Genomic DNA, 22,901 nt, shown 5'->3' on the forward strand with positions numbered 1-22,901 from the left:
CATGTCAACCCTCCCCAGGAGAAGGTTCCTCGGTCTCGTCGGCGCGGGGGTCGGCGCCGGTCTCGTCGGCACAACCAGTTGCGGAACGGACGCCACCGGCGGCGGCGACGGCGGCGGCCAGATGCAGGTATGGGTTCTCCAGGAGGAGGCCCAGAACGTCGCCCACCGCGTCGCGCTGGACCACTTCAACCAGGGCTCGGACACCAAGGCCCGGCTCGTCTCCTACAGCAACGACGGCTACCGGGACAAGCTGCACGTCGCCATGGGATCGGACAACCCGCCGGCCGTCTTCTACAACTGGGGCGGCGGCAGCATCCGGGCGTACGCCCGCGACGACCTGCTGGTCGACCTCACCCCGCACCTCAACGAGGACCAGGCCTGGAAGGACAGGTTCATCCCCTCGGTGCTCGACGCCGGCCAGATCGACGGCAAGTACTTCGGCATCCCGGCCCGCGGCATGCAGCCGATCATCCTGTTCTACAACAAGGCGGTCTTCCGGGACGTCGGCGTCCAACCGCCGAAGACGTGGAACGAGCTGCTGGCCGTGACCGACCGGATCAAGCGGGCCGGCATCATCCCGTTCGCGCTGGCCGGCGGGGACCCCTGGACCGAGCTCGTGTGGCCGGAGTACCTGGTGGACCGGATCGGCGGCCCGCAGGTGTTCGAGCGGATCGCGGCCGGGGAGCAGGGCGCGTGGCGCGACCCCGCGATCACCAGGGCGATCACCATGATCTCCGACCTGGTGCAGCGCGGTGCCTTCGGCGACAGCTTCGCGTCGGTCCGCTGGGAGGGCGCCGGTGCCTCGACGCTGATCGCCCAGGGACGGGCCGCGATGCACCTGATGGGCTCCTGGGAGTACACCAACCAGGTCACCGACCAGCCGGAGTACGCGGCGAACGACCTCGGCTTCACCGACTTCCCGGTGGTCGATGGCGGCACCGGCGACCCCAAGGCGATCGTGGGCAACCCGACGAACTACTTCTCGATCTCCAAGGACACGCCGAACGTCGACGCCGCGATCAAGTTCCTCAAGGACGAGATGGCCTCCGACGCGTACATCGACGCCTGGCTCAAGGCCGGCGACGTGCCGGCGGTGACCAACCTCGAGGAGCGGATGGACGCCGCCACCGATCCCGAGTTCGCCGAGCTGGTCTACGACATGGTCGCCGAGGCGCCGAGCTTCCAGCTGTCCTGGGACCAGGCCGTCGAGCGCCACCTCGCGCAGCCGATGCTCGACGCGCTGGCCAAGGTCTTCCTCGGCCAGCTCGACGCGGCCGGGTTCGTCAAGGCGAACGAGGACGCGAGCTAGTGGTAGCCGGCGTCGACACGAGAACCGGGGAGGAGGCGGCCAGCGACGAGTCGCCCCGCCCCGGTCCCCGGGAACCCGCACGTCCCGCGGTCAGCCGGCCGCGCTCCTGGTACCTGCTGCCGGCCGCCCTGCTCTTCGGCCTGTTCGCCGCGTTCCCGCTGGTGCTGGTGGTCTTCCTGTCGTTCACCGAGTGGGAGGGCATCGGCGACCCGGCGCTGATCGGTCTGGACAACTGGGTCCGACTGTTCGGCGACCAGCGCGTCCTCGACGTGACCGGGACGACGCTGCTGCTCACCGTGCTCTGCTGGGTGACCCAGACCCCGGCGGCCCTGCTGCTCGGGGTGTGGGCGGCCGGGCCACAGCGCAACCGGGCGATCCTGTCCTCGATCTTCTTCCTGCCGCTGCTGCTGTCCACCGCGGCGCTCGCGCTGATGTGGCAACGGCTGCTCGACCCGTACTTCGGCCTGGCCACCGAGCTCGGCCCGCTGCGGAACCTGCTCGGCACCGGCACCGGGGCGATCGCCGCGATCGTGTTCGTGATCGGCTGGCAGTACATCCCGTTCCACATGCTGCTGTACCAAGCCGCGGCGCGGAACGTCCCGAAGGTCCTCTACGACGCTGCCACCCTGGACGGCGCCTCCCGTTCGCAGATGTTCTGGCAGATCACGCTGCCCCAGCTGCGGAACACGATCATCACCTCGTCCACGATCATGGTCGTCGGCTCGCTGACGCACTTCGAGATCGTGCTGCTGCTCACCAACGGCGGACCGGGGACGGCGACCTACATCCTGCCGTTCGAGATGTACATCCGGGGCTTCCGGGCACTGGAGTTCGGCTACGCCTCGGCCATCGCGACCGTGCTGGTGGTCCTGGCGACGACGGTCTCCCTGGTCATCGTGAAGTTCTCCGGCTTCGCCAAGATGCGGTCCACCTTGGAGGGTATGTGAAGACCGCGACCCCCCACGACCGGCCGAACTGGTTCGCCGGGACGTTCACCGCGGCCTGGCTGGTGATCGTCGGGGTTCCGCTCTACACGATGGTGTCCTGGAGCCTGCAGACCCGCGACGGCTTCCTCGACAACGGGCCGATCGCCCTGCCGCGCGCGTTGACGCTGGAGAACTTCTTCACGGTGGTCAACGACGGCTTCGGCAGGTACCTGGTCAACACTGTGATCGTCACGGTCGCGTGCGTGGTGCTCACGCTGGTGGCGGCGATCCCGGCGGCCTACGCGATCGTCCGATCGCGAAGCTGGTTGGCGAGCACGGCGTTCCGGATCTTCCTGCTGGGACTCGCGATCCCGGCCCAGGCGACGATCATCCCGCTCTACCTGATCATCAACCGGCTCCAGCTGTACGACTCGCTGACCGCGATCGTGCTGCCGACCGTCGCGTTCGGCCTGCCGCTGGCGATCCTCGTGCTCGCCGGCTCGCTCCGGGACGTCTCCGACGAGTTGTACGACGCGATGACGGTGGACGGCGCCGGCCCGTTCCGGATCCTGTGGCAGCTGGTCGTCCCGGTGTCCCGGGGCAGCATCGCCGCTGTCGGCACCTACGCCGCGCTCGGCGCCTGGAACCAGTTCCTGTTCCCGCTGATCCTGACCCAGGACCCGGACCTGCGGACGCTCACGCTCGGCCTGACGAAGTTCCGCCAGGAGTTCCAGATCAACCTGCCGGGGATGATGATGGCGGTGCTGCTGACCGCGCTCCCGGTGTTCGTGCTGTACCTCGTGGCGCGTCGCTGGCTGATCGCCGGGCTGGCCGGCATGGGTGGCAGGTAACCTTCCGGAAGAGTTTCGAGAGTTCAGGGGGCGGGCGACCGTGAGCCAACCATGAGCACAGACGAACGCAAGGTCACGATCACCGTGATCGCCCAGGAGGCCGGGGTCTCGGTACCCACGGTCTCCCGGGTGCTCAACGGCCGCTCCGACGTGTCCCCGAAGACCAGAGCACGCATCGAGGCACTGCTGGCCCAGCACGGCTACCGGCGGCGGGTGTCCCGGCGCAGGGAGAGCTCGGGCCTGATCGACCTGGTCTTCAACGACCTCGACAGCCCCTGGGCCGTCGAGATCATCCGGGGCGTGGAGGACGTCGCGCACGCCGCGGCCCTCGGCACGGTCGTCAGCGCCGTGCACCGGCACTCCGGAGCGACCCGGCAGTGGTTGGAGAACCTGCGCGCCCGCGCCTCCGACGGTGTGATCCTGGTGTTGTCGACACTTCAGCCGGCCCACCAGGAGGAGCTGCGCAGGCTGAACGTGCCGACCGTGGTGATCGACCCGGCCGGCGGCCCGGCCCTGGACGTGCCCACGATCGGCGCCACCAACTGGGCCGGTGGCATGGCCGCCACCGAGCACCTGACCTCGCTCGGGCACCGGCGGATCGGCTTCATCGCCGGACCGCCGGCCCTGCTGTGCAGCCGGGCCAGGCTGGACGGTTACCGCGCCGCCCTGGACGCCGCCGGTATCGACGTGGACGACACCCTGATCAAACCGGGCGACTTCTACCACGAGTCGGGCTTCCGGGGCGCGAGCGAGCTGATGGACCTGCGGGACCCGCCGACGGCGATCTTCGCGGCCAGCGACCAGATGGCGCTGGGCGTGTACGAGGGCCTGCGCCAACGCGGGCTGCGGGTGCCTGACGACGTGAGCGTCGTCGGCTTCGACGACCTGCCGGAGGCCCGCTGGTCCTCACCGCCGCTGAGCACCGTCCGTCAGCCGCTGAGCGAGATGGGGATGCTGGCCACCCGGACCCTGCTGCGGCTGGCCCGGGGTGAGCAGCCGGACAGCCCTCGGGTCGAGCTGGCGACCGACCTCGTCGTCCGGGACAGCACCAGCGAACACGCTCGGTAGCCATTACTCACCGTGAGAACTCCGGCTCGCTCGCCAGAGCGGGCTTTGGCTGCACAGGGCGACGAACTCATCCACCGTTTGATCGCACCTCGCGGCATTCGGATGACACCCAGTGACACCGGATCCCTTGGGCTGCACCTTTATAGGCATGGTGGGGGCGAATCTCGGCGACCTGCGGAGTCGGCTGTTAGTCCAGTGCCAGCCGGGGCAGGCGAAGAACGCCGCCCGGGTGGCGAGCACGCACGGCACCGGGCTGGTGCTGACCGGCCGGACCCCGGGACCGGTCGTACGTGCCCTGCGTGAGCACGGCTTCACCGGCCCCATCCTGTGCGACGCCAACCGCTACTCGGGGCGCCGTCGCTCGCCGGCGGTGTCCGGGCTGCGTGCCTCCTGGACCGCCGAGCAGCAGGACCTGGGGCTGGTCGCGGTGACCGACTCCGGCTATCTCGGCGAGCACGACTGGCTCGGCCTCCGCCGCATCCTCACCGACGCCTCCCGCCAGCGCGGCCCGGTCATCCCGATGCTGCCGCTGGCGGCCCGCTGGTTCGAGCACTCGGTGGACGGCCTCGTCGCCGAGCTGAACCACTTCGGGCTCCCCGCCGCGGTGGCGATCGAGCACCCGAGGGACCCGTTCAGCGTCCGCTACCTGATCCGGGGTTTCCTCGAGCTGCTCGAGGCCGAGGTGCCGATCCTGCTGCTGCGGTCCAACGTCTCCGCACTCGGCGCGCTCTGCCACGGCGCCCACACGGCCGCCATCGGCACCACCTGCGCCCTGCGCCACCTGTACCCCCGAGGTGGCCGCGGTGCGCCGCGATTACCGTCGATCGCCGCCTTCGTGCCCCGACTGCTCGACTACCGCCCACTACCGACGATCGCGACCCAGACGCCACCCGCCTGGCGTTGCGACTGCCCCGAGTGCGATGGCCGCCCGCTCATCACGCTGGCGCGTTCCCAACGCCCGGAGGCGTCGGCGTTCCGGCACTCGCTGAGCGCCCAACTCACCCTGCACGACCGGCTCTGCCGGCGGCCGGTGCCCGCCGCCGCCTGGCACGAGCTGTGTGGGAACGCGCTCGCGGAGCACCGCTACCTGGCCGAGTCGCTACCGGACTGGCACCCGCCGACGAACCTGCGCGCCTGGTACCAGCTCACCCGCGACGCGTTGGCCGAACACGTCCAGCTCCCGCGGCAGCCGGCACTCGGCCAGGACCAGCGCGCCCGCGGCTGACCGCTCTCCCGCCACCGCGCCTCAGCGCGCGGCCAGGTGGTCGGGCGGGATGACCGTCGTGACCGCGGGGGCCATCGGCCGGTCGCCGCCGGCGTCGCGCAGACCCCCGAGACCGACCCACAGGCCGAACACCATGCCCAGCACGAAGAAGAGGGCCACCAACCGAACGAGCAACGAGATCGGAACGAGCACGCCCATCGCCTAACCTCCCCACGTATCGCACTTCCCGTCCGGCGACGGGGACGGGCGGTGCGATGTGGCGGCCCCCGAGTGCGCCACATCGCACCGCCCGATGCGACGCTCTCCCACGCTTCGCCGCCGAGCCCCCCGCCGGGCTCCCCGACCCCGCCCGAGCATGCGCGAAGCACCCGTACTCCGGATGGATCAGACCTGGACCCCGGCGAGGGCGGGCAGCCAGTCGGCCGCGGCGGGGCGCTCGCCCGGCCGCGCGGCGCGGTCCGCGAGCTCGAGCAGCTCCGGGTCGAGTCGTCCGCCGAGATCGTCGGTGGGCGTCACGGCGTGGTCGGCGAGCAGCAGCCGCAGCACGACCAGCGCGAGCTTGTAGCGGTCGGAGTCCAGGGTCGGCAGGCCGATCCTCGCGGCGGGGTCCACCCAACCCGCGGTGTCCGCCTGGCGCACGGCCGGCCGCCGGCCGAGCAGCCGGAAGCCGTCGCAGTCCAGGGCGAACACGCCGGGTCCGCGGACGAGCGACCAGAGCAGGTTCCGCATCGACACGTCCCCGACCAGCACGCCGTTGCCGTGCAGCACCTGGAACAGCCGCGCGTAGCGGACCGCGAGCCGGCGGCGCTCGTCGGCCGAGGGCATGACCAGCTCCCGCCACATGGGCCGGCGCGGGTAGAGCAGGAACTGCAGCTCGAGCAGCCGCGGCGCGCCCGCGATCGAGGTGACGAAGCGGGGCGGTGCCTCGCGCATCAGCAGGCCGACACACCGCCCGCGGTGGAACACCCGCCCGCACGGCCAGGCGGTCGACGCGGCGACCAGGCGCCGGTCGGGGGGTGCGAACCCCTCCGGCAGCGCGATCAGCCGGCCGAGCTCGTCGGCGTTCACCCTGACCTCGTCGTGGTAGAGCTTGAGCAAGAGGCCGTCCGGGCCGGCGACGCGGAACACCACGCCCTGGCCACCGTCGGCGATCTGTCTGGCCACCCCCAGGTCGGCCAGCTGGACGTCACCGGCCATGACGGGCCCAGATCACCGCGGCGGTGCGGTCGTCGTCGTAGGAGCTGAGCGTGAACCGCAGCTGGTGCAGGTACGCGAAGGGCCCCGGTGGCCGGGACCACGACCGGGCGAGGCAACTACCCGCCTCGGTCCGCCGCAGCGGCACCCCGATCCTGTCCGAGGCGAGGACCAACGCCTCACCCGGTGCGAGCAGGCCGTCGATCTGCTCCGCCGGCTCGCTCGAGAAGGGCAGGCCGTCGGTCAGCGGGTCGAGGACCCCGGTGACCGGAGCGCCGAACAACTGCCGGAACTCCCCGCCGGTGAGCTGGAAGGCGGGGCTGTCCCCCACCCGTGCCGCGCGGAACCGGTGCCCGCCCGCCACCGCTCTGGCGTTGACCACGGCCACGGCAACGGCCAGCGTGGTCGACCGGTGCCGTTGGTCGGGACCGGCGTCGCGCGCCACCCCGTCCGCGGCCCGGAGCGCCGCCGCCAGGTCCACCTGCTCCAGCGGGGCGCTCGGCAGTGCGGCGGCCAGGTGGCCCACGACGTGCCGTACGGCCAGCTGGGCGCCTCGGTGCGGTTCGGCGGCCGGACCGAGGCCGTCGGCCACGGCGGCCAGCACCAGCCGGTCCTGCACCGCGGTCACGGCCACCGCGTCCTGGCGTACCTCGCCCTCGCCCCGGTGGGCGGCTCCCCTGCTCGAGGCGGCCCGCACCTCCAGCGAGCCGACCCGGCCGGCCTCGAGCACCGTGTCCGGGACACCCGTCACCGGGCCAAGCCAGGGCGCGTGCGCGGCCTCCCGCGGCTGGAGCACGTCGCGGTCTCCCCACTCGTTCATCGACCCACCCCCCTCAGACCTGGTCGACCTGGAGCGCGGTGAACCCGCTGACGGTGCGCGGTATGCGCAGCACCAGGTCGCCGGCCTCGGTGACCTCGCCGGAGCTGACCACCGACGAGGTCAGGGCCCGCGCGAACTCGTGCAGGGCCAGGCCCGGGCCGAGCCCGCCCTGGCTCATGAAGGCGCGGACCGTGCCCACCCGGCGGATGGTCTCCTCGTCGGCGTCCCCGATGCCGAACGCGATGATGTTGGGCCGGAGGTGCCAGGCCGGGTCCACCAGGCGGTCGTAGGCCGCCGGCCAGGTACCGGGATCGGTGGGCTGACCGTCGGAGAGGAAGAACACGGCCGGCCGGTAGACCCGGTGCCCCGCCGACTTCAACCGCCCGACGTCCCGCTCGATGGTCTCGCGCAGGACGGTGAAGGCCGCGCCGAAGCTGGTCGCCGGGCTCACCACGAGATCGGCGATCCCCACCACGTCGCTGAGCGCGCACAGGGGTTGCAGCACCTCGGCGTCACCGGAGAAGCCGATCAGGCAGAACCTGGTCTTGTCGGCCACCACCGGATCCGTACCGACCGCCCGGTGCAGTTCACGCAGGCCGTCGTTCAGCCCGTCGACGTGGTCGGCCATCGAGTAGGACTGGTCGCACACGACGTAGAACGGCAAAATCTGTTCGGGCATTTTTTCCTCCTCCCCCGCGGAGGATCGCGCGCTCTCCTGGACCAGCCCTGGATCAGAGGTTGACCGGCATGGATTTTCGGCTCTTCGGCCCGTTCGAGCTGTGGCAGGACGGGACCCCGGTCGACCCCGGCGACCTGCAGCAGCGGTACGTCCTGGTGATCCTGCTGCGCAACGCCAACCGCGCGGTGTCGCGGGACTACCTTCAGGAGACCGTCTGGCTCGGCCAGGAACAGCCGCGTTCTGACCTGGTCACGAGCTATGTCGCGCGCCTGCGGAAGATCTTTCGCGACGCGGGGGCCGACGAGATCTCGATAGACAAAACCCCTACCGGCTATCTGTTGCGTATCGACGACGAGCTCATCGACACGGTTCGGTTCGACCGGCTGTGCACCCGGGCGCGAACCGCCCCGCCGGCTCAGGCCCGCCGGCTGCTCACCGAGGCGCTCGACCTGTGGCGCGGCCGGTTCCTGTCCGACCTCGACCTCGACCGCGCCGGGGGCGCCGCCGGTGCGCCCTCCGAGGAGGCCAGGGCGGACGCGCTGGTGGACCTGGCCGAGCTGGAGCTCGCCGCCGGAGACCACCGCCCGATCCGGGATCGGCTGCGGGCCGTGTGGGAGGAGGACCGCAGCCAGCAGCGGGTGGCCGCGGCCCTGATGCGGGCGCTGATCGCGGGCGGCGACCAGGTGCGGGCGGTGGCGGTCTACCACCAGACCCGGGACGCGCTCGAGGAGATCGGCATGGAGACCGCCCGCGAGCTGCGGGACATGGCCTGGCTGGCCCAGTACGGAGAGCGGCCGAGCTCGCTGCCGGCCCGGCCGGCGCGGTTCACCGGCCGCGATGCCGAGATCGCGAAGGTCGAGGACGTCGCCAGGACGGCGACCGACGACGGCGCCGCGGTGCTGTGGATCAGCGGGATGCCCGGCGTCGGCAAGACCGCGCTCGCCGTGCACGCCGCGCACCGCCTGGGCCAGGAGTTCCCCGACGGTCGGCTGTTCGTCGAGCTGAACGGCTTCACCCCGAACGTCGAGCCGACCGACCCGGCCGACGCGCTCGAGCGGCTGCTGGTCGACCTCGGGGTGCCGCCGGAGGCCATTCCGGCCGGCACCCGCGCGCGCAGCGAGCTGTACCTGGGCAAGCTCGAGGACACGAGAACGCTCGTGGTGCTCGACAACGCGGCCTCCGAGGAACAGATCGCACCGCTGCTGCCGGCCGTGCACGGCTGCCTCACCCTCGTCACCAGCCGCGACCTCGGCGCCGAACAGGCCACCGACCACCTCCACCTCGAGCCGCTGCCGGTCCCCGACGCCACGGAGCTGTTCCGCCGCCTCACCGACGCCGAGCGGGTCCGGGCCAGGGCCGACCTCGTGCGCGAGGTCGTGCTGCGCTGCGGCCGGGTGCCGTTGCTGATCCACGTCGTGGCCGCGCAGTTCCGCCGGCACACCAGGTGGCCGCTGGAGCACCTGGTGACCCTGCTGGCGACGGCCGGCCCACTGGCCGGCTTCTCCGACACCGCGCAGCTCGCCTGCACGGTGTCCTACCGGCAGCTGCCCGTCGCCCAGCAGGCGCTGTTCCGGCTGTTCGCGCTGGTCCCCGGGCAGAGCCTGTCCGCGCCCGGTGCCGCGGCGCTCATGGACTGCCCGGTCGGCGAGGCCCGCGGCCTGCTCGCCGACCTGCACCAGGCGAGCCTGCTCGAGGAGTCCGCGCCGGAGCGCTTCCACATGCTCGACCCGCTGCGGGGCTACGCGCTGACCCTGCCGGCCGACCGCGCCGGCGTGACCAGGCTGCTGGACTTCTACCTCGTCTCGGCCGCCGCCGCGGTAGCCGTGCTGTTCCCCTACGACGCCGACCGCCAGCCGCCGGTCGAGCGCGGCTGCCCGGCCGCCCCGCGCTTCGCCGAGCAGGGTGACGCCCGGGGGTGGCTCGACGAGGAGCGGGTGAACCTGGTGGCCGCGATCCGCTACGGGGCGGCCAACGGCCTACCGGAGCACACCTGGCGGCTCGCGGTGCTGCTGTGGCGGTACTTCTACGTCGCCGGGCACCTGCGGGACTGGGCCGAGACGCTACAGCTGGCCAACGGGGTGCTCGAGGGCGGCGACAACACCGAGGGGCAGGCGCACGTGCGCCTGCGGCTGTCCGGTGCGCGGTTGCGCGCCGGCGCCCTGACCCAGGCGCACGCCCTGGCCAGCGCCGCGCTGCCGCTGTGGGTGTCGCTGGGGGACGCGCGCGGGGAGGCGGACACCCGCGCCGCGATCGGCACCGCGGCCAAGGACCTCGGCAACCACGAGGAGGCCCGCGAGCAGCTCGTCACGGCCCTCGCCGGCTACCGCGCCAAGGCCGACCGCCGAGGGCAGGCGGTCGTCCTGGACCACCTGGCCCAGCTCGACGAGCTACGCGGTCGGCTGGTGGAGGCGGAGGCCAAGCACGTCGAGGCCCTGGACCTGCTGCGCGGGCTCGGCCACAGCCAGGGCGTCGCGCACTCGCTGGACAACCTGGGTGGGGTGCGCCAGCGGCTCGGCCGGCTGGCCGAGGCGCTCGCCGACCACACGGAGTCCAGGAACCTGGCCGAGGAGATCGGCGACCGGGCCTGCGAGGCCTACGCGCTGAACAACCTGGGCAACACCCACCGGCTGCTCGGCAACCTGGACGAGGCCGCCCGCTTCCAGCAGCTGGCCAGGAAGGTGGCCGACCTCGTGGTCGACCCGAACCTGCGGACCCAGCTGTACCTCGACCGCGGTGAGACCGCCCACCGGGCCGGCGACCCGCGCGCCGCCCTGCACGCCTTCCGGGCCGCGCTGGACCTGGCAGCGGGCACCGGCGACCGGGCCCAGCAGGCGCGGGCCAACGCCCGGCTCGGCGCGGTGCTGCACGGCACAGGCCAGCACAGCCAGGCCGGTGCTCACTGGCTCGAGGCCATCGCCGGCTACGACGAGCTCGGGTTGCCCGAGGCGTCCCAGGTGCGCAGCGAGCTCGACGGGCTGGCCTGCGCCTGCACGCCGGGCTGACCCCGCCAGCCGACGCCCTCCTGCAGGTGCAGCAGGGACATCAGGTCGGGGTGGATCTCCCGGACGGCGCTGTTGGTGTGCCAGCGACCGAGGGTGCGCACGAGCTGTCGCAGGTCCACCCGGACCGTCGCGGAGTCCACGTGCGCGGCGTCGACGAGCACGTCCCGGGCCACCGAGCAGGCCTGCTCCACGTCGCCGTGCTGGGCGTGGGCGAGGGCCCGGCGGGCGCCGAACCGAGCCCGGGCACGACGAGCCACCTCCGGGATGCGCGGCACCTGTTCGTCCAGGACCGCGGCGGCCTCACCCGGCCGCCCCAGGTCGTAGAGCGACCAACCGCGGGCCAGCGGCACCTGGTCGGACACGCTCGCCGAGCCGAGTACGGGTGCCTCCGCGTCGGACGCGGTCGCCAGCAGCGACTCCGCCCGCTCGAGCGCGCGCTCGTAGGCCAGCGCGTCGCCGGCCAGCGCGTGGCCCTGCGCCTCGCACCGGGCGGCCTGGCCGAGGATCCGGGGGCCGGCGCCGGTGTCGGCCTGGGCCCGCCGGGCCAGCTCGATGGTGCCGAGCGCGTCCAGCCGGTACATCGCGACCTCGGCCCGGCGGACGAGCGCGAAGCTGGCCAGGTGCGGGTCGCTGCCGGTGAGCGCGTACTCGACGGCCCGGTCGGTCCAGGCGAGGGCGCCGGCGTCGTCGCCGGCCTCCTGGCTCATCCAGCCGATGTATTCGGCGACCCGGGACGCGAGCACCCACAGCTGTTGCCGGACCGGCTCGTCGCCGTGCCTGGTGAGGGTCTGAACGGTCTGCAGGTGCGCCAGGGCCTGGCCGAGCACGGGCACCGGGCTCGTCATCGTGCCGAGCACGCGGAGCTGGTCGAACCCCGCGCGCAGCGCGTCCACGGTGCGGCGGTCGGTGGCGGCGCGGGAACCGCGGACCAGGGCGTCGCCGAGGAGCTCGCCCGTACCGGCCTCGAGCAGGCGACGGGACAGCTGGCGGTAGTGCAGCGCGCCGGTGTCGGCGAACGCCACCACCAGGACCTCGTCGTCGGGGCCCGGTCCGGACGCGACGGGCGAGCCGGCCGCCGCGGGCGGCAGTGATCGGAACAGCACGCCGCCGGTGCCTAATGCCTGGTCACAGAGTTTCGCCAAGGTGGCATTGGGCGGTTTGAGGTCGTTCTCGACCTTGCTCAGATGGCCCTTGCTGTAGTTGATCCGGCGGGCCAACTCCCCCATCGACATCCCGGCCGAGGTGCGGAGTTTCTGCAACTGAGCGCCAAATGAATGGGCCACCGAATCCTCCCAGCTGTTCTACGCCCCGCAGTACAGCATTTTGGATTGCGGATAGCAACAATCCGGGCCCACCCGCCTCTCGGCGGATGGGCCCGGATCCGGGCGGTCACCAGTCCCGGGTCCTCAGCCGATCCAACTGTGGCCGTTCGTGGTGGCCGTCGGAGCCTGCGACGGGGGCGCGTCGCCGGCCGAAACCGTGCTGGAGATGGCGATCGGGGCGCCGACGGCAATGGCCGTCGCGCCGAGCACAGCAGCGATCCTCGCGGTGAAAACGGCAGCGCGGGACAACGACATGATTTCCTCCTGGATCCGTTCACCAGCACTTTCAGCGGATTACCAAGAGAATTTCGCGAACTACCCTACTGGAACAAGATATTGCCTGTTTCCCCATTCACCGGGAAACGGGCAACACTGTTTCTCAATTATTCCACGAGACCGCGCACTTGGGCCGTGAGCACCGCAAACGTGCTTCCGGCGTGTGGCATGCGACCGGCGAGGACGAGATCGAGCACTTCCGCGAACGGCAGCCAGTGCAGCTCGAGATCGGCCTCGCCGGCCTCCAGTCGCGGTTCGCCCTCGGTCAGGTCGGTGGCGAGGAAAGCGTGGTCCCGGTGATCGGTGAAGGAATCCGCGCAGTGAACGGCGCCGAGCGGCGCCCAGCGCTTCGCGGTGATCCCGGTCTCCTCCGCCAGCTCGCGCCGGGCGGCGGCGGCCGGGCCGGCGTCGCTTCTCTCGATGCCCCCGGCCGGGAGGCGCCACTGTGTCTGCTCGTGTACGTAGATCCACTGACGGGTGACCGCAATCCGACCATCGGGTCGGGCCGCGACCACCGTGACCGCACCCGGAGCGACGACGTGGTCGTAGACGCCGCGGGATCCGTCCGGCCGGACCGCCGCGTCCCGCCGAACCTCGAACCACCGGGAAGAGAACGTCACGACCGACGAGAGCCGTGACCAGGCGGGAGATGTTTCGATCATGACACCCGTCCAATGCCTGGAGTATCCAGCCGTATACCTCGCTCGAGCAGCTCCCCCACAAGGGTGAACTCTACGTCCCCCACCGGGTTAAACGGATGCCCGATCCAGCTCGGATCCACTCCTGGTCCATTCCGACGGCGATGATGAAGTTTCAACAAACCGAGGGGCGCGTATGGGACCACTACTTGGTGAGCGCTACCAGGTCGTGCACCCGGTGTGGCGGGACCGGCTCGGTGAGACCCACGTGGCCAGGGACGAGCGGACCGGGTGCCCGGTGGCCGTGCGCCTGCTGCGCGGCGCCCTCGCCACCCGGGCCGTCGCCGCCCGCCTGCACGAGGAGCGCGCCCGGCTGGTCGCGGTCCGGGACCCCCACCTCGCCGCCGTGCTGGACCTGGTCGAGGAGGGTGCGGTCCTGGCCGTCGTCTCGGAGGTGGTGGAGGGCCAGACCCTGCGGGGCCGGCTGCGTGCGGGTGCCCTGTCCGCCGCCGAGATCGCGGGGGTTGGCGCGGGGGTCGCGGCGGGCCTGGCGGCACTACACGAGGTCGGGCTGGCACACGGACATGTGGACGCCGGCACGGTCGTCCTCACTCCCACCGGCGAGGTCCGGCTGACCGACGTCGGACCGGCTCACCTGGTCACGGCGGCGCCGGGCGGTAGGGAGGCACTGCGTGCCGGGCCGGCACCGGCGCCGGAGCTGGCGGCCGGTGCAGTCCCGGGTCCGGCGGTGGACCTGTACGCGCTCGGGGGTCTGCTGGCCGACCTGACCGCCGGCCGCTGGCCCTCACCGGTCCAGCGCCTGGCCCGCCGGCTGCGGTCGCGGGACCCCCACGCCCGGCCGACCGCGGCCGAGGTACGTACACGCCTGTCCAGGCCGGAAAACCCCGACGACGAGCCGACGACCCGGCCGAGCCGGCGAGGCCTGGCCCGGGCGAGGTAGCGGGTACGGCGTCAGCGCTTGGGCCAGTGCCAGGAAGGACGGTCGAGTTGTCCCTGCCCGGCAACGGTCGTCCGGCTTTCCGTCTTCACCAGCTCGACCGTGTGCGCGTCCGGCTCCACCGCCTCCACCGCGCGCACCAGGGGTTGGGCGTGGGTCACCACGACGACCTGCGTCCGCCGGGCGGCGGCGGCCACCAGCGCGGCCAGCGGCGGGAGCAGGTCGGGGTGCAGGCTGGTCTCCGGCTCGTTGAGCACCAGCAGCTCCGGCGGCCGCGTCGTCAGCAGCGCGGCGACCAGCAGCAGGTACCGCAGTGTCCCGTCGGACAGCTCGGCCGCGTCCAGCGGCCGCAGCAGGCCCGGCTGGTGCAGGCGGAGGCCGAACCGCGTGTCGTGGTTGACCACCTCGACCCGGGCGCCGGGAAACGCGTCGGCGACCGCCTCGTCGAGCCCGGACGCGTCACCGGTCTCCCGGATGGTCTGCAGCGCGGCTGGAAGGTCGGCACCGTCGGCGGCGAGCATCGGGGTGCGGGTGCCGATGCGCATGGCACGCGCCGGAGCGTCGGCGTCGGTGCGGAACTGGTCGTAGAAGCGCCATGAGCGGATCCGTTCGCGCAGCAGCAGGACCTCGGGCCAGGCGAACTCACCGAGCATGCTGTCGGTCAGCCGAATGCGGTGCTGGTCCGATGACCAGGCGCCGCTCTCGGCGCGGGCTCGCACCACACCGGCATGCCGGTCGGCCAGCAGGGCGGATGGCCTGAGCACCGGGCCACGCCACAGGCACTCCCGCTTGAACTCGGGGTCGAGGTTGAACTGCGTGCTGCCCGGCACCGGCAGGCCCAGGTCCAGCGCATAGCCGAAGTCGTCACCGCCGAAGCCCAGCCGCAGCGCGACGGGGTTCCGGCGAACGGTGCCCTGCACCGGTCCACCCCCCTTGGGCTGGTACTGCGGGCCGGCCCAGAGCGTGGACTGGAGCCCACCCTCCCGCGCCAGGGCCGCCACCGCCCCGTTGCGGGAGGTGTCGGCGAGCAGCCGCAACGCGCGGTACAGGCTCGACTTGCCGCTCCCGTTCGCACCGGTCACCAGGGTCAGCCGGGCCAGCGGCAGGACGAGGTCCCGCAGCGAGCGGTAGTTCTCGACGGCCAGTGTGGTCAGCACCAGGCGAGGCTAGAAGAGCGCACCGACAACGGCTTCGGCGCCGCTTCAACGGAACGCAGCTAACGATCGCGTCACGTACACCTGCTCGCATTTTTCTGTACATGAATCGTATTTAGGCTCCGGCAGGTTCGTTCCCCCATGGAGGCCCGCCCGATGCCACGCAGCAGACGTCCGTTAACCCTCGCCGGGTCACTGACCGCGATCGTCGCGATCGCGCTGGTCGGTACCCCGGCAGCGGTCGCCCAGCCGACCGCGCCCAGTATCAGCGAGATCCACTACGACAACGTCGGCACCGACACCGGTGAGGCGATCGAGGTGGAGGCACCGGTCGGCTTCGACCTGAGCGGCTGGCAGCTGGCGCTGTACAACGGCAACGGCGGCGCGGTCTACCAGACCCGCGCCCTGTCCGGCGTCGTGCCCGCGGCCGGGGTGGTCGTCGAGACCTATCCGACCGACGGCATCCAGAACGGCGCGCCGGACGGCGTCGCGCTCGTCCGACCGGACGGCACGCTCGCCGAGTTCCTCAGCTACGAGGGCGCGCTCACCGCGGCCGGCGGCCCGGCGAACGGCACCGCGGCGACCGACATCGGCGTCGCCGAGACGTCCTCCACGCCGGTCGGCAGCTCGCTGCAGAAGATCGACGGCGGCTGGCATGGCCCGGCCGCGCACACCTTCGGGGCACGCAACACCACCGGCGAGGACACCGGTCCCGACCCGGTCGGCTGCGACCTCGCGCTGACCAACACCATCGCCGAGGTCCAGGGCACCGGCGACGCCTCACCGCTGGTCGGCACCCAGGTCGTCGTCGAGGGCGTTGTCACCGCCGACCACCGCACCGGCGGCTACAACGGCGTCTACGTGCAGACCGCGGGCAGCGGCGACCGCGCCCCGGCCGCCGGCGTCGCCTCCGACGGCATCTTCGTGTTCGTCGGCGGCAACACCGCCAACCAGCCCGGTGTGGCGATCGGCGACCAGGTCCGCGTCCGCGGCTCGGTCAGCGAGTACTTCGGCCTCACCGAGATCACCATCGGCGGCCGCGCCGACGTGCAGATCTGCGCGCACGATGCCGCGCTGCCGGCGGCATCCCCGCTGAGCCTGCCGCTCGACCCCGCCGCCCGCGAGTCGGTGGAGTCGATGGTCGTCGCCCCGGTCGGCGCGTACACCGTCTCCGAGGTCTACAACACCAACCGCTTCGGCGAGGTCGTGCTCGCGGCGGGCGACCAGGCCGCGCGGATCCCGACCGATCTGCACCGTCCCGGAACCGCGCAGGCGCGGGCCGTGGCGGCGGAGAACGACCTCCGCCGGGTGCTGCTCGACGACGGGCGCACGACCAACCTGTCCAACGCCGGCCAGGCGCCGCCCTACGTCTACCCGGACGCCCCGCTGCGCGTCGGCGACCAGGTGGAGGCGTTCGGCCCGAGCGTGCTGTCCTACGGCTTCGACGAGTGGCGGCTCCAGCCCACCCGGCCGGTGACCTCGACCACGCCGGCGATCGACCGCACGACGTTCAAGTCGACCAACCCGCGGACCCCGGCCCCCGAGGACGTCGGCGGGGACATCAGGCTGGCCAGCTTCAACGTGCTCAACTACTTCGTTCACTTCGGCGGGGACGCCCGCGGTGCCGCCGACGAGGCCGGCCTGGCCAAGCAGGAGGCGAAGATCGTCAAGGCGATCAGCGCCCTGGGCGCGGACGTCGTGGCGCTCGAGGAGATCGAGAACTCGGTCCGGTTCGAGGACGACGACCCGCAGATGGCGCTCAAGCGCCTGGTCGCCGCGCTCAACGCCGAGGACGGCGCCGGCACCTGGGACTACGTCCGCTCGCCGGCCGGTCTGCCGGCGGCCGCCCAGCAGGACTTCATCACCACCGCGATCATCTTCAGGCCGGCGGCGGTGACCCCGGTCGGCGAGTCGCGGACGATCAACGACGAGTCGGTGTGGTTCAACGCCCGCGAGCCGATCGCGCAGACGTTCACCGCCGGGGACGCCACGTTCACCGTGGTGGCCAACCACCTCAAGTCCAAGTCGACCTCCGACGCGGCGACCGGCGACAACGCCGACGCCGGTGACGGGCAGGGCGCGTTCAACGGCGACCGGGTCCGCCAGGCGCGGTCGCTGGCCGCGTTCGTCGACCAGCTCCAGGCCGACAGCGGCAGCGAGGACGTGCTGCTGCTCGGCGACTTCAACGCCTACACCCACGAGGACCCGATGCAGGTCCTCTACGACGAGTCCTTCGTCGACCTGAACACCACGGGTGAGGCCAGCTACGTGTTCGGCGGCGAGTCGGGCTCGCTCGACCACGCCGTCGCCTCGCCGTCGCTCGCCGAGCGGGTGACCGGGGTGGACGTCTGGCAGATCAACTCGCACGAGTCGTACGCGTTCCAGTACGACGGCCTGCCGGCCTTCTACGCGGCGAACCCGTACCGGGCCAGCGACCACAACCCGATCGTTGTCGGGCTGTCCACCGCGGCCGCGGCCCCGGTCGACCTGCAGCTGTTGGGCATCAACGACTTCCACGGGCGGCTCGAGTCGCCGGGCAACGCCCCGGACGGGCGGCCGGTCGGCGGCGCGGCCCAGCTGGCCGGGCTGGTCGACCAGCAGCGCGCGGCCAACCCGAACACGCTGTTCCTGTCCGCGGGCGACAACATCGGGGCGTCGACGTTCATCTCCGCGATCGACCAGGACAACCCGACGATCGACGCGCTGAACCTGATGGGGCTCGACGCCTCGGCGGTGGGCAACCACGAGTTCGACAAGGGGATGGCCGACCTGACCGACCGGGTCGTCCCGCGCGCGGAGTTCCCCCTCCTCGGCGCGAACGTGTACCGGGGTGGCGAGCGGGCGCTGCCGGCCTACGAGGTGCGCGAGCTTTCCGGCGTGCGGGTCGGCATCGTGGGCGTCGTGACCGAGCAGACCGCGTCGCTGGTCAGCCCGGACGGCATCGCCGGGCTGACCTTCCGCGACCCGGTGGCCGAGGCCGCGCTGGTCGCCGGTGAGCTCAAGGACGGCAACGCCGCCAACGGCGAGGCCGACGTCGTGGTGCTGCTCGCCCACGAGGGCGCGGCGGAGGACAACATCGGCTCGGTCGAGGACCTGCAGAACGACCGGGTGTTCGGGCGGTTCATGAACCTCGGCGCCGACGTGGACGTGATCCTCAGCGGGCACACCCACCAGCCGTACGCGTTCGAGGCGCCGATCCCGGGCACCGACCGGCTCCGGCCGGTCGTCCAGGCCCAGGAGTACGGTCGCAAGCTGGGCAAGGTGACACTGTCGGTCGACCCGACCACGGGGTCCATCGTGGACAGTGGAACCGAGCTGCTCGACGTCGTCGGCGCGCCGGCCGACCCGGAGGTCGCCGCGCTCGTCGCGCAGGCCAAGGCGAACGCGCAGGTGCTCGGCCAGCAGCCGCTGGGCACGATCACCGCCGACATCCGCCGGGCGTTCACCTCGGCGGGTGCCGAGGACCGCGGCAGTGAGTCCGTCCTCGGCAACTTCATCGCCGACGTCCAACTCGCCGGCACGGCCGACCCCGGCCGCGGCGGCGCGCAGATCGCGTTCATGAACCCGGGCGGGTTGCGGGCCGACCTGCTGCACGCACCGGACGGAGTGGTCACCTACGCCGAGGCGTTCGCGGTACAGCCGTTCGCCAACGACGTGGTGACCAAGACCTACACCGGCGCGGAGATCAAGCAGGCGCTCGAGGAGCAGTGGCAGCCGCCGGGCGCGTCGCGGCCCAAGCTGCACCTGGGTGTGTCGAAGGGCTTCACCTACACCTACCTGCCGGACAACCCGCAGGGACAGCGGATCACGTCGATGTCCCTGAACGGCACGCCGATCGACCCGAACGGCACCTACCGGGTCACGGTCAACTCGTTCCTGGCCTCGGGTGGGGACAACTTCTCCGCCCTGGAGGGGGGCGAGAACCCGGTGACCACCGGCGACAACGACCTGACGATGCTGACCGAGTACCTCCGGGAGAACTCGCCGGTCACCGCCGACCCGGCACCGCGCTCGTCGGTCGGCGAGCCGGGCCCGCAGTGCACCCAGACGATCACCGGCCGGCGGGTCGGCAAGATCGAGGTGCGGACCGGCCTGCTGTGCCTGGACAACGCCACGATCCTGGGGACCGTCACAGTCACCAGGGGCGCGGGTCTCCTCGCCGAGGGCGGGTCGATCACCGGTGCGGTCACCGGGGCCGAGCCGAGCCAGTTCTCGATCAGCGGGACCCGGGTGACCGGCCTGGTCACCGTGGCCGGGGCGACGGGCGAGGTCGACGTCGCCGACGCGCGGATCGACGGTCCGGTCACGCTGCTGGCCAACCGGGCGGGGATCCGCGTCGACGGCTCGACGATCACCGGGCCGGTCACGCTGACCGCGAACCGGGGCGGGACGCACGTTGTCGCCGCGAACAGCATCCGCGGCCTGTTCTCCTGCCTGCTCAACGAGCCGGCACCGACCGACGAGGACCGGCCGAACACCGTTCGGGGCACGATCGTCGGCCAGTGCAGGAGGATGTGACGCGTTGACGCGAGAAGAGGCCCGTCCGGCACCGAAGCCGGGCGGGCCTCTTCCCTTCCGTGGGAAGATTGTCCATTCCGCGTGATGTTGGTGGACCCACCTGGAGGGCATCGTGTCGGAGGAGTCGAAAGCACGAACCGGTGACGTCGAGCGCACCGACGTCGACAAGGCCCTGTTGGGCCACGCCACCTACCGCAGCCTTGGGGAGCAACGGCTCTCGCCGGCGGAGGAGCGGTTCGAGAAGGGCCGCCGAACGACCGGCCTGTGGCTCGCACCTCTGGTGACCGTGGTGTTCCTGCTGTTACCGCTGGACCTTCCGGACAACCAGCAGACGCTGGCCGGTGTCCTGCTCGGCGTGATCGTCCTGTGGGTGACCGAGGCGGTGCCGATCCCGGTCGGTGGTCTGATCGGCGTGGCGGCGATCGTGATCCTCGGTGTGGTGCCACCGGAGGACGCGCTCGGCCCGTTCGGCTCGCCGACGGTCTTCACGTTCATCGGGGCGTTCATCCTGGCGCAGGCCATGCTCAAGCACGGCGTGGCGCGGCGGTTCGCCTTCCGCATCCTCGCGCTGCCCAGGGTGGGGCGGTCGACGACCGGCGTCATCGTCGCGTTCGGCGTGATCACGTGTCTGCTCTCGGCGTTCGTGTCGAACACGGCCACGGTGGCGATGCTGCTGCCCACGGCGCTCGGCATCCTCTCGGTGATCGCCAAGCTGTTGCAGGAACGCGGTGTGGTGGCGGAGAACTTCGACCCGCTGCGGTTGCGGGTCGGTGCGGCGATCATGTTGATGCTCGCCTACGGCGCGTCGGTCGGTGGCCTGCTTACACCGGTGGGGAGCCCACCCAACCTGATCGGCCGGGACCTGATCGCGCAGGCGACCGGTGAGCGGATCTCGTTCGCGCAGTGGGTCGGCACGGCGCTGCCGATCTGCCTGCTGATGTTCGTGATCCTGGCGACGGTTCTGCTGTTGCTCAACCGGCCCGAGATCAAGCAGATCGACGGCGTCGCCGACTACGTGGCGCAGCAGCGGGCGGAGATGGGTCCGCTGTCCCGGGCCGAGCGGAACACCCTGCTGGCGTTCGGGATCACGGTGACGCTGTGGATCCTGCCCGGCATCGTCGCGCTGATCTTCGGCAACGACTCGGCGGTGTACGAGGAGATCTCCGAGCGCCTCAACGAGGGCGTGGTGGCCGTACTGGGCGCGTCGCTGCTGTACCTGCTCCCGGTCGACTGGCGGGCACGCGAGTTCACGCTGCGGTGGCGCGACGCGGCCGAGATCGACTGGGGCACGATCCTTCTGTTCGGAACCGGCATCATCTTCGGCGCGCTGCTGGCCTCGACGGGCCTGGCCGAGACGCTGGGCACCTCGGCGTCGGAGAGCCTCGGCCTCACCAGCAGCGTGGCGATCACGATCTTCGCGGTGCTGCTGGCGATCGTGGTCTCGGAGACCACCAGCAACACCGCGTCGGCCTCGGTGGTCGTGCCGATCGTGATCCCGATCGCCATCGCGGCCGGGGTCGACCCACTGGTGCCGGCGCTCGCGGCCACGTTCGCCGCGTCGTTCGGCTTCATGCTGCCGGTGTCGACACCACAGAACGCCGTGGTCTACGGCTCGGGCGCCGTCCCGATCACGACGATGATCCGCTCCGGCGTGTCGTTCGACGTGCTGGGCGCGGTCCTCATCATGCTCGGCATCCCGATCATGGTCGCGGTGATCGGTATCGGTTCCTGAGGCTCAGGGTTCCTCGTCGATCCGCATGGCCTGGTTCTCGGGTCCGCCTGGGTAGTCGGTGCCCTGGTAGTCGGCGACCGCGTCCGGCTCGTCGTCGCCGAGCAGGCTGCCGTCGTCGGTGGCGCTGACCTGCTCGGCGAGGGTCGGGTCGGGCTTGTCGGCCAGATCGGGGTCGTGCGCGCGCCAGTACTCCGGCTCGTCGACCGGGGCCTCCGGCTCGAGCTCGAGCCCGTCCTGCTGCTCGGAGCGACTCGGCATCGTCACCTCCTGGCCTTGGCCGTCTCGCGCTGGTTGGCCTTGTTGATGGCCTCGACCAGCTGCTTCTTGTTCATGGTGGAGCGTCCGCGGACGTCGAGCTTCTTCGCCAGGTCGTAGAGGTGCTGCTTGCTGGCGTTGGCATCGACACCGCCGGCCGTGCGGCCCTTGCGGGGTGTCCCGCGGGCGGCCTGCTTGTCGGACGGTCCCTTGCTCTTCTTGGGCTCCCAGTGGTCGCCCACCTTCTCGAAGGAGTGCTTGACCGCCGAGAACGCGGTGCGGTGGGCGCGCTCCCCCTCGCCGTAGGTCTCGACGGCGGAGTCGTGCGTCTTGGCCCAGGTGTGCTGCGCCTTCTTCGGCGAGCGCCGCAGCGTGCTCGGCATCTCCTGCTCGGCTGGCATCGTGTCCCTCCTACCTGTCAGGAGGAGGGGTTCCGCGGCCAGGGGTGGCCGAAACCACCCCCGGGCGGTGAGTCAGGCGTCGCCGCCCTCCTCCTGCGCCTTGATGGACTCGCGGACCTCGTCCATGTCGATGGCCCGCACCTGCCCGATGAGGTCGTCCAGCGCCGGTGCGGGGAGCGCCCCCGGCTCCGCGTAGAGCACGACCCCGTCACGGACGGCCATCACGGTGGGGATGGAGGAGATGCCGAACGCCTGGGCCAACTCGGTCTGCGCCTCGGTGTCGACCTTGCCGAAGGTGATGTCACCGTTCTCCTCGGACGCCTTCTCGAACACAGGCGCGAAGCTCCGGCACGGCCCACACCAGGACGCCCAGAAGTCGATCAGCACCGTCCCCTCGGCCCCGACCACCTCGTTGAAGTTCTCCGTGGTCAACTCGACCGTCGCCATCCAGTCCTCCTCGTTGGTCTCACTCGGCAGAACACCGGATCGGGTTGCCGTGTTCCCCCGGAGTCAAACGCCGGGTGGTCGGGCAGGGCTGGCGGCGGGGTGAAGATGTTGAGAAATTCCCGGCTG

20 protein-coding genes are annotated in these 22,901 nt (G+C 71.7%); 9 read left to right on the forward strand and 11 right to left on the reverse strand.

Annotation, left to right across the window (positions count from 1 at the left end; all coding sequences use genetic code 11):
• Position 1: 1 nt before the first annotated feature.
• The 5 genes from BU204_RS13305 (at position 2) to BU204_RS13325 (ending at position 5,379) form a co-directional block, all read left to right on the forward strand.
• The gene (locus tag BU204_RS13305; RefSeq protein WP_075125954.1) at positions 2 to 1,309 is read left to right on the forward strand and encodes an extracellular solute-binding protein; all 1,308 of its coding nucleotides are present in this window, start codon (positions 2 to 4) and stop codon (positions 1,307 to 1,309) included.
• Complete coding sequence (locus BU204_RS13310; protein WP_075125955.1) at positions 1,309 to 2,256, forward strand: carbohydrate ABC transporter permease; 948 nt, start codon at positions 1,309 to 1,311, stop codon at positions 2,254 to 2,256. The genes BU204_RS13305 and BU204_RS13310 overlap by 1 nt, the downstream gene beginning before the upstream one ends.
• On the forward strand, positions 2,253 to 3,086 hold the full coding sequence (locus BU204_RS13315) for a carbohydrate ABC transporter permease (protein ID WP_075125956.1): 834 nt from the start codon (positions 2,253 to 2,255) through the stop codon (positions 3,084 to 3,086). The genes BU204_RS13310 and BU204_RS13315 overlap by 4 nt, the downstream gene beginning before the upstream one ends.
• 51 nt (positions 3,087 to 3,137) lie before the next feature.
• A complete protein-coding gene (locus BU204_RS13320; RefSeq protein ID WP_075125957.1) occupies positions 3,138 to 4,154 on the forward strand; it encodes a LacI family DNA-binding transcriptional regulator in 1,017 nt (338 codons plus the stop codon).
• A gap of 148 nt (positions 4,155 to 4,302) precedes the next feature.
• On the forward strand, positions 4,303 to 5,379 hold the full coding sequence (locus BU204_RS13325) for a hypothetical protein (protein WP_075125958.1): 1,077 nt from the start codon (positions 4,303 to 4,305) through the stop codon (positions 5,377 to 5,379).
• Positions 5,380 to 5,400: 21 nt separating this feature from the next.
• Here BU204_RS13325 and BU204_RS40070 read toward each other — a convergent pair whose 3' ends face one another.
• The 4 genes from BU204_RS40070 to BU204_RS13340 form a co-directional block, all read right to left on the reverse strand.
• Positions 5,401 to 5,577: a hypothetical protein gene (locus tag BU204_RS40070; RefSeq protein WP_158073457.1), complete on the reverse strand. Its 177-nt coding sequence runs from the start codon at positions 5,575 to 5,577 to the stop codon at positions 5,401 to 5,403.
• Between the two features lie 186 nt (positions 5,578 to 5,763).
• Positions 5,764 to 6,576: a hypothetical protein gene (locus BU204_RS13330; protein WP_075125959.1), complete on the reverse strand. Its 813-nt coding sequence runs from the start codon at positions 6,574 to 6,576 to the stop codon at positions 5,764 to 5,766.
• A complete protein-coding gene (locus BU204_RS13335) occupies positions 6,566 to 7,393 on the reverse strand; it encodes a protein phosphatase 2C domain-containing protein (RefSeq protein WP_075125960.1) in 828 nt (275 codons plus the stop codon). The genes BU204_RS13330 and BU204_RS13335 overlap by 11 nt, the downstream gene beginning before the upstream one ends.
• Positions 7,394 to 7,406: 13 nt before the next feature.
• Positions 7,407 to 8,072, reverse strand: a complete 666-nt coding sequence (locus BU204_RS13340) for a vWA domain-containing protein (RefSeq protein WP_075125961.1) — start codon at positions 8,070 to 8,072, stop codon at positions 7,407 to 7,409.
• A 68-nt stretch (positions 8,073 to 8,140) separates the two neighbouring features.
• Between BU204_RS13340 and BU204_RS13345 the strand changes: the two genes are divergently transcribed.
• On the forward strand, positions 8,141 to 11,074 hold the full coding sequence (locus BU204_RS13345) for an AfsR/SARP family transcriptional regulator (protein ID WP_075125962.1): 2,934 nt from the start codon (positions 8,141 to 8,143) through the stop codon (positions 11,072 to 11,074).
• On the opposite strand, the gene BU204_RS13350 is transcribed toward BU204_RS13345, so the two are convergent.
• The 3 genes from BU204_RS13350 to BU204_RS13355 all read right to left on the reverse strand — a co-directional run bounded on the left by BU204_RS13350 (position 10,993) and on the right by BU204_RS13355 (position 13,334).
• Complete coding sequence (locus BU204_RS13350) at positions 10,993 to 12,357, reverse strand: helix-turn-helix domain-containing protein (RefSeq protein WP_143229489.1); 1,365 nt, start codon at positions 12,355 to 12,357, stop codon at positions 10,993 to 10,995. The genes BU204_RS13345 and BU204_RS13350 overlap by 82 nt on opposite strands.
• 123 nt (positions 12,358 to 12,480) lie before the next feature.
• A complete protein-coding gene (locus BU204_RS40075; protein ID WP_158073458.1) occupies positions 12,481 to 12,651 on the reverse strand; it encodes a hypothetical protein in 171 nt (56 codons plus the stop codon).
• A gap of 128 nt (positions 12,652 to 12,779) precedes the next feature.
• Positions 12,780 to 13,334 (reverse strand): NUDIX domain-containing protein, encoded by a 555-nt coding sequence (locus tag BU204_RS13355; RefSeq protein WP_075125964.1) that lies wholly within the window; start codon positions 13,332 to 13,334, stop codon positions 12,780 to 12,782.
• Positions 13,335 to 13,506: 172 nt separating this feature from the next.
• Here BU204_RS13355 and BU204_RS13360 point away from each other — a divergent pair, with 172 nt between their 5' ends.
• Entirely contained in the window at positions 13,507 to 14,271 is a 765-nt protein-coding gene (locus BU204_RS13360; RefSeq protein ID WP_075125965.1) for a protein kinase domain-containing protein, read from the forward strand.
• A gap of 11 nt (positions 14,272 to 14,282) precedes the next feature.
• Here the strand turns inward: BU204_RS13360 and BU204_RS13365 are convergent, their stop codons facing one another.
• A complete protein-coding gene (locus BU204_RS13365; protein ID WP_075125966.1) occupies positions 14,283 to 15,425 on the reverse strand; it encodes an AAA family ATPase in 1,143 nt (380 codons plus the stop codon).
• Between the two features lie 153 nt (positions 15,426 to 15,578).
• Between BU204_RS13365 and BU204_RS13370 the strand changes: the two genes are divergently transcribed.
• On the forward strand, positions 15,579 to 19,940 hold the full coding sequence (locus tag BU204_RS13370; RefSeq protein ID WP_083661297.1) for an ExeM/NucH family extracellular endonuclease: 4,362 nt from the start codon (positions 15,579 to 15,581) through the stop codon (positions 19,938 to 19,940).
• A gap of 112 nt (positions 19,941 to 20,052) precedes the next feature.
• The gene (locus BU204_RS13375; RefSeq protein WP_075125967.1) at positions 20,053 to 21,672 is read left to right on the forward strand and encodes an SLC13 family permease; all 1,620 of its coding nucleotides are present in this window, start codon (positions 20,053 to 20,055) and stop codon (positions 21,670 to 21,672) included.
• A gap of 3 nt (positions 21,673 to 21,675) precedes the next feature.
• Here BU204_RS13375 and BU204_RS13380 read toward each other — a convergent pair whose 3' ends face one another.
• The 3 genes from BU204_RS13380 to trxA form a co-directional block, all read right to left on the reverse strand.
• Positions 21,676 to 21,930, reverse strand: a complete 255-nt coding sequence (locus BU204_RS13380; RefSeq protein WP_075125968.1) for a hypothetical protein — start codon at positions 21,928 to 21,930, stop codon at positions 21,676 to 21,678.
• 2 nt (positions 21,931 to 21,932) lie between these two features.
• Positions 21,933 to 22,328, reverse strand: a complete 396-nt coding sequence (locus BU204_RS13385; RefSeq protein WP_075125969.1) for a ChaB family protein — start codon at positions 22,326 to 22,328, stop codon at positions 21,933 to 21,935.
• 72 nt (positions 22,329 to 22,400) lie between these two features.
• Positions 22,401 to 22,775 carry a thioredoxin gene (gene trxA, locus BU204_RS13390; RefSeq protein WP_075125970.1) on the reverse strand — a complete coding sequence of 125 codons (375 nt, stop codon included), beginning with the start codon at positions 22,773 to 22,775 and terminating at the stop codon, positions 22,401 to 22,403.
• Positions 22,776 to 22,901: the final 126 nt, after the last annotated feature.

Origin of the sequence: Actinophytocola xanthii (genome assembly GCF_001921205.1) — a bacterium.
GTDB lineage: Bacteria > Actinomycetota > Actinomycetes > Mycobacteriales > Pseudonocardiaceae > Actinophytocola > Actinophytocola xanthii.

What these genes read in the sequence shown, in the direction of transcription:
- BU204_RS13305 (WP_075125954.1), top strand. Translation starts at nt 2, where the DNA reads ATGTCAACCCTCCCCAGGAGAAGGTTCCTCGGTCTCGTCGGCGCGGGG.
- BU204_RS13320 (WP_075125957.1), top strand. Translation starts at nt 3,138, where the DNA reads ATGAGCACAGACGAACGCAAGGTCACGATCACCGTGATCGCCCAGGAG.
- BU204_RS13325 (WP_075125958.1), top strand. Translation starts at nt 4,303, where the DNA reads ATGGTGGGGGCGAATCTCGGCGACCTGCGGAGTCGGCTGTTAGTCCAG.
- BU204_RS40070 (WP_158073457.1), bottom strand. Translation starts at nt 5,577, where the DNA reads ATGGGCGTGCTCGTTCCGATCTCGTTGCTCGTTCGGTTGGTGGCCCTC.
- BU204_RS13330 (WP_075125959.1), bottom strand. Translation starts at nt 6,576, where the DNA reads ATGGCCGGTGACGTCCAGCTGGCCGACCTGGGGGTGGCCAGACAGATC.
- BU204_RS13335 (WP_075125960.1), bottom strand. Translation starts at nt 7,393, where the DNA reads ATGAACGAGTGGGGAGACCGCGACGTGCTCCAGCCGCGGGAGGCCGCG.
- BU204_RS13340 (WP_075125961.1), bottom strand. Translation starts at nt 8,072, where the DNA reads ATGCCCGAACAGATTTTGCCGTTCTACGTCGTGTGCGACCAGTCCTAC.
- BU204_RS13345 (WP_075125962.1), top strand. Translation starts at nt 8,141, where the DNA reads ATGGATTTTCGGCTCTTCGGCCCGTTCGAGCTGTGGCAGGACGGGACC.
- BU204_RS40075 (WP_158073458.1), bottom strand. Translation starts at nt 12,651, where the DNA reads ATGTCGTTGTCCCGCGCTGCCGTTTTCACCGCGAGGATCGCTGCTGTG.
- BU204_RS13355 (WP_075125964.1), bottom strand. Translation starts at nt 13,334, where the DNA reads ATGATCGAAACATCTCCCGCCTGGTCACGGCTCTCGTCGGTCGTGACG.
- BU204_RS13360 (WP_075125965.1), top strand. Translation starts at nt 13,507, where the DNA reads ATGGGACCACTACTTGGTGAGCGCTACCAGGTCGTGCACCCGGTGTGG.
- BU204_RS13370 (WP_083661297.1), top strand. Translation starts at nt 15,579, where the DNA reads ATGCCACGCAGCAGACGTCCGTTAACCCTCGCCGGGTCACTGACCGCG.
- BU204_RS13380 (WP_075125968.1), bottom strand. Translation starts at nt 21,930, where the DNA reads ATGCCGAGTCGCTCCGAGCAGCAGGACGGGCTCGAGCTCGAGCCGGAG.
- BU204_RS13385 (WP_075125969.1), bottom strand. Translation starts at nt 22,328, where the DNA reads ATGCCAGCCGAGCAGGAGATGCCGAGCACGCTGCGGCGCTCGCCGAAG.
- trxA (WP_075125970.1), bottom strand. Translation starts at nt 22,775, where the DNA reads ATGGCGACGGTCGAGTTGACCACGGAGAACTTCAACGAGGTGGTCGGG.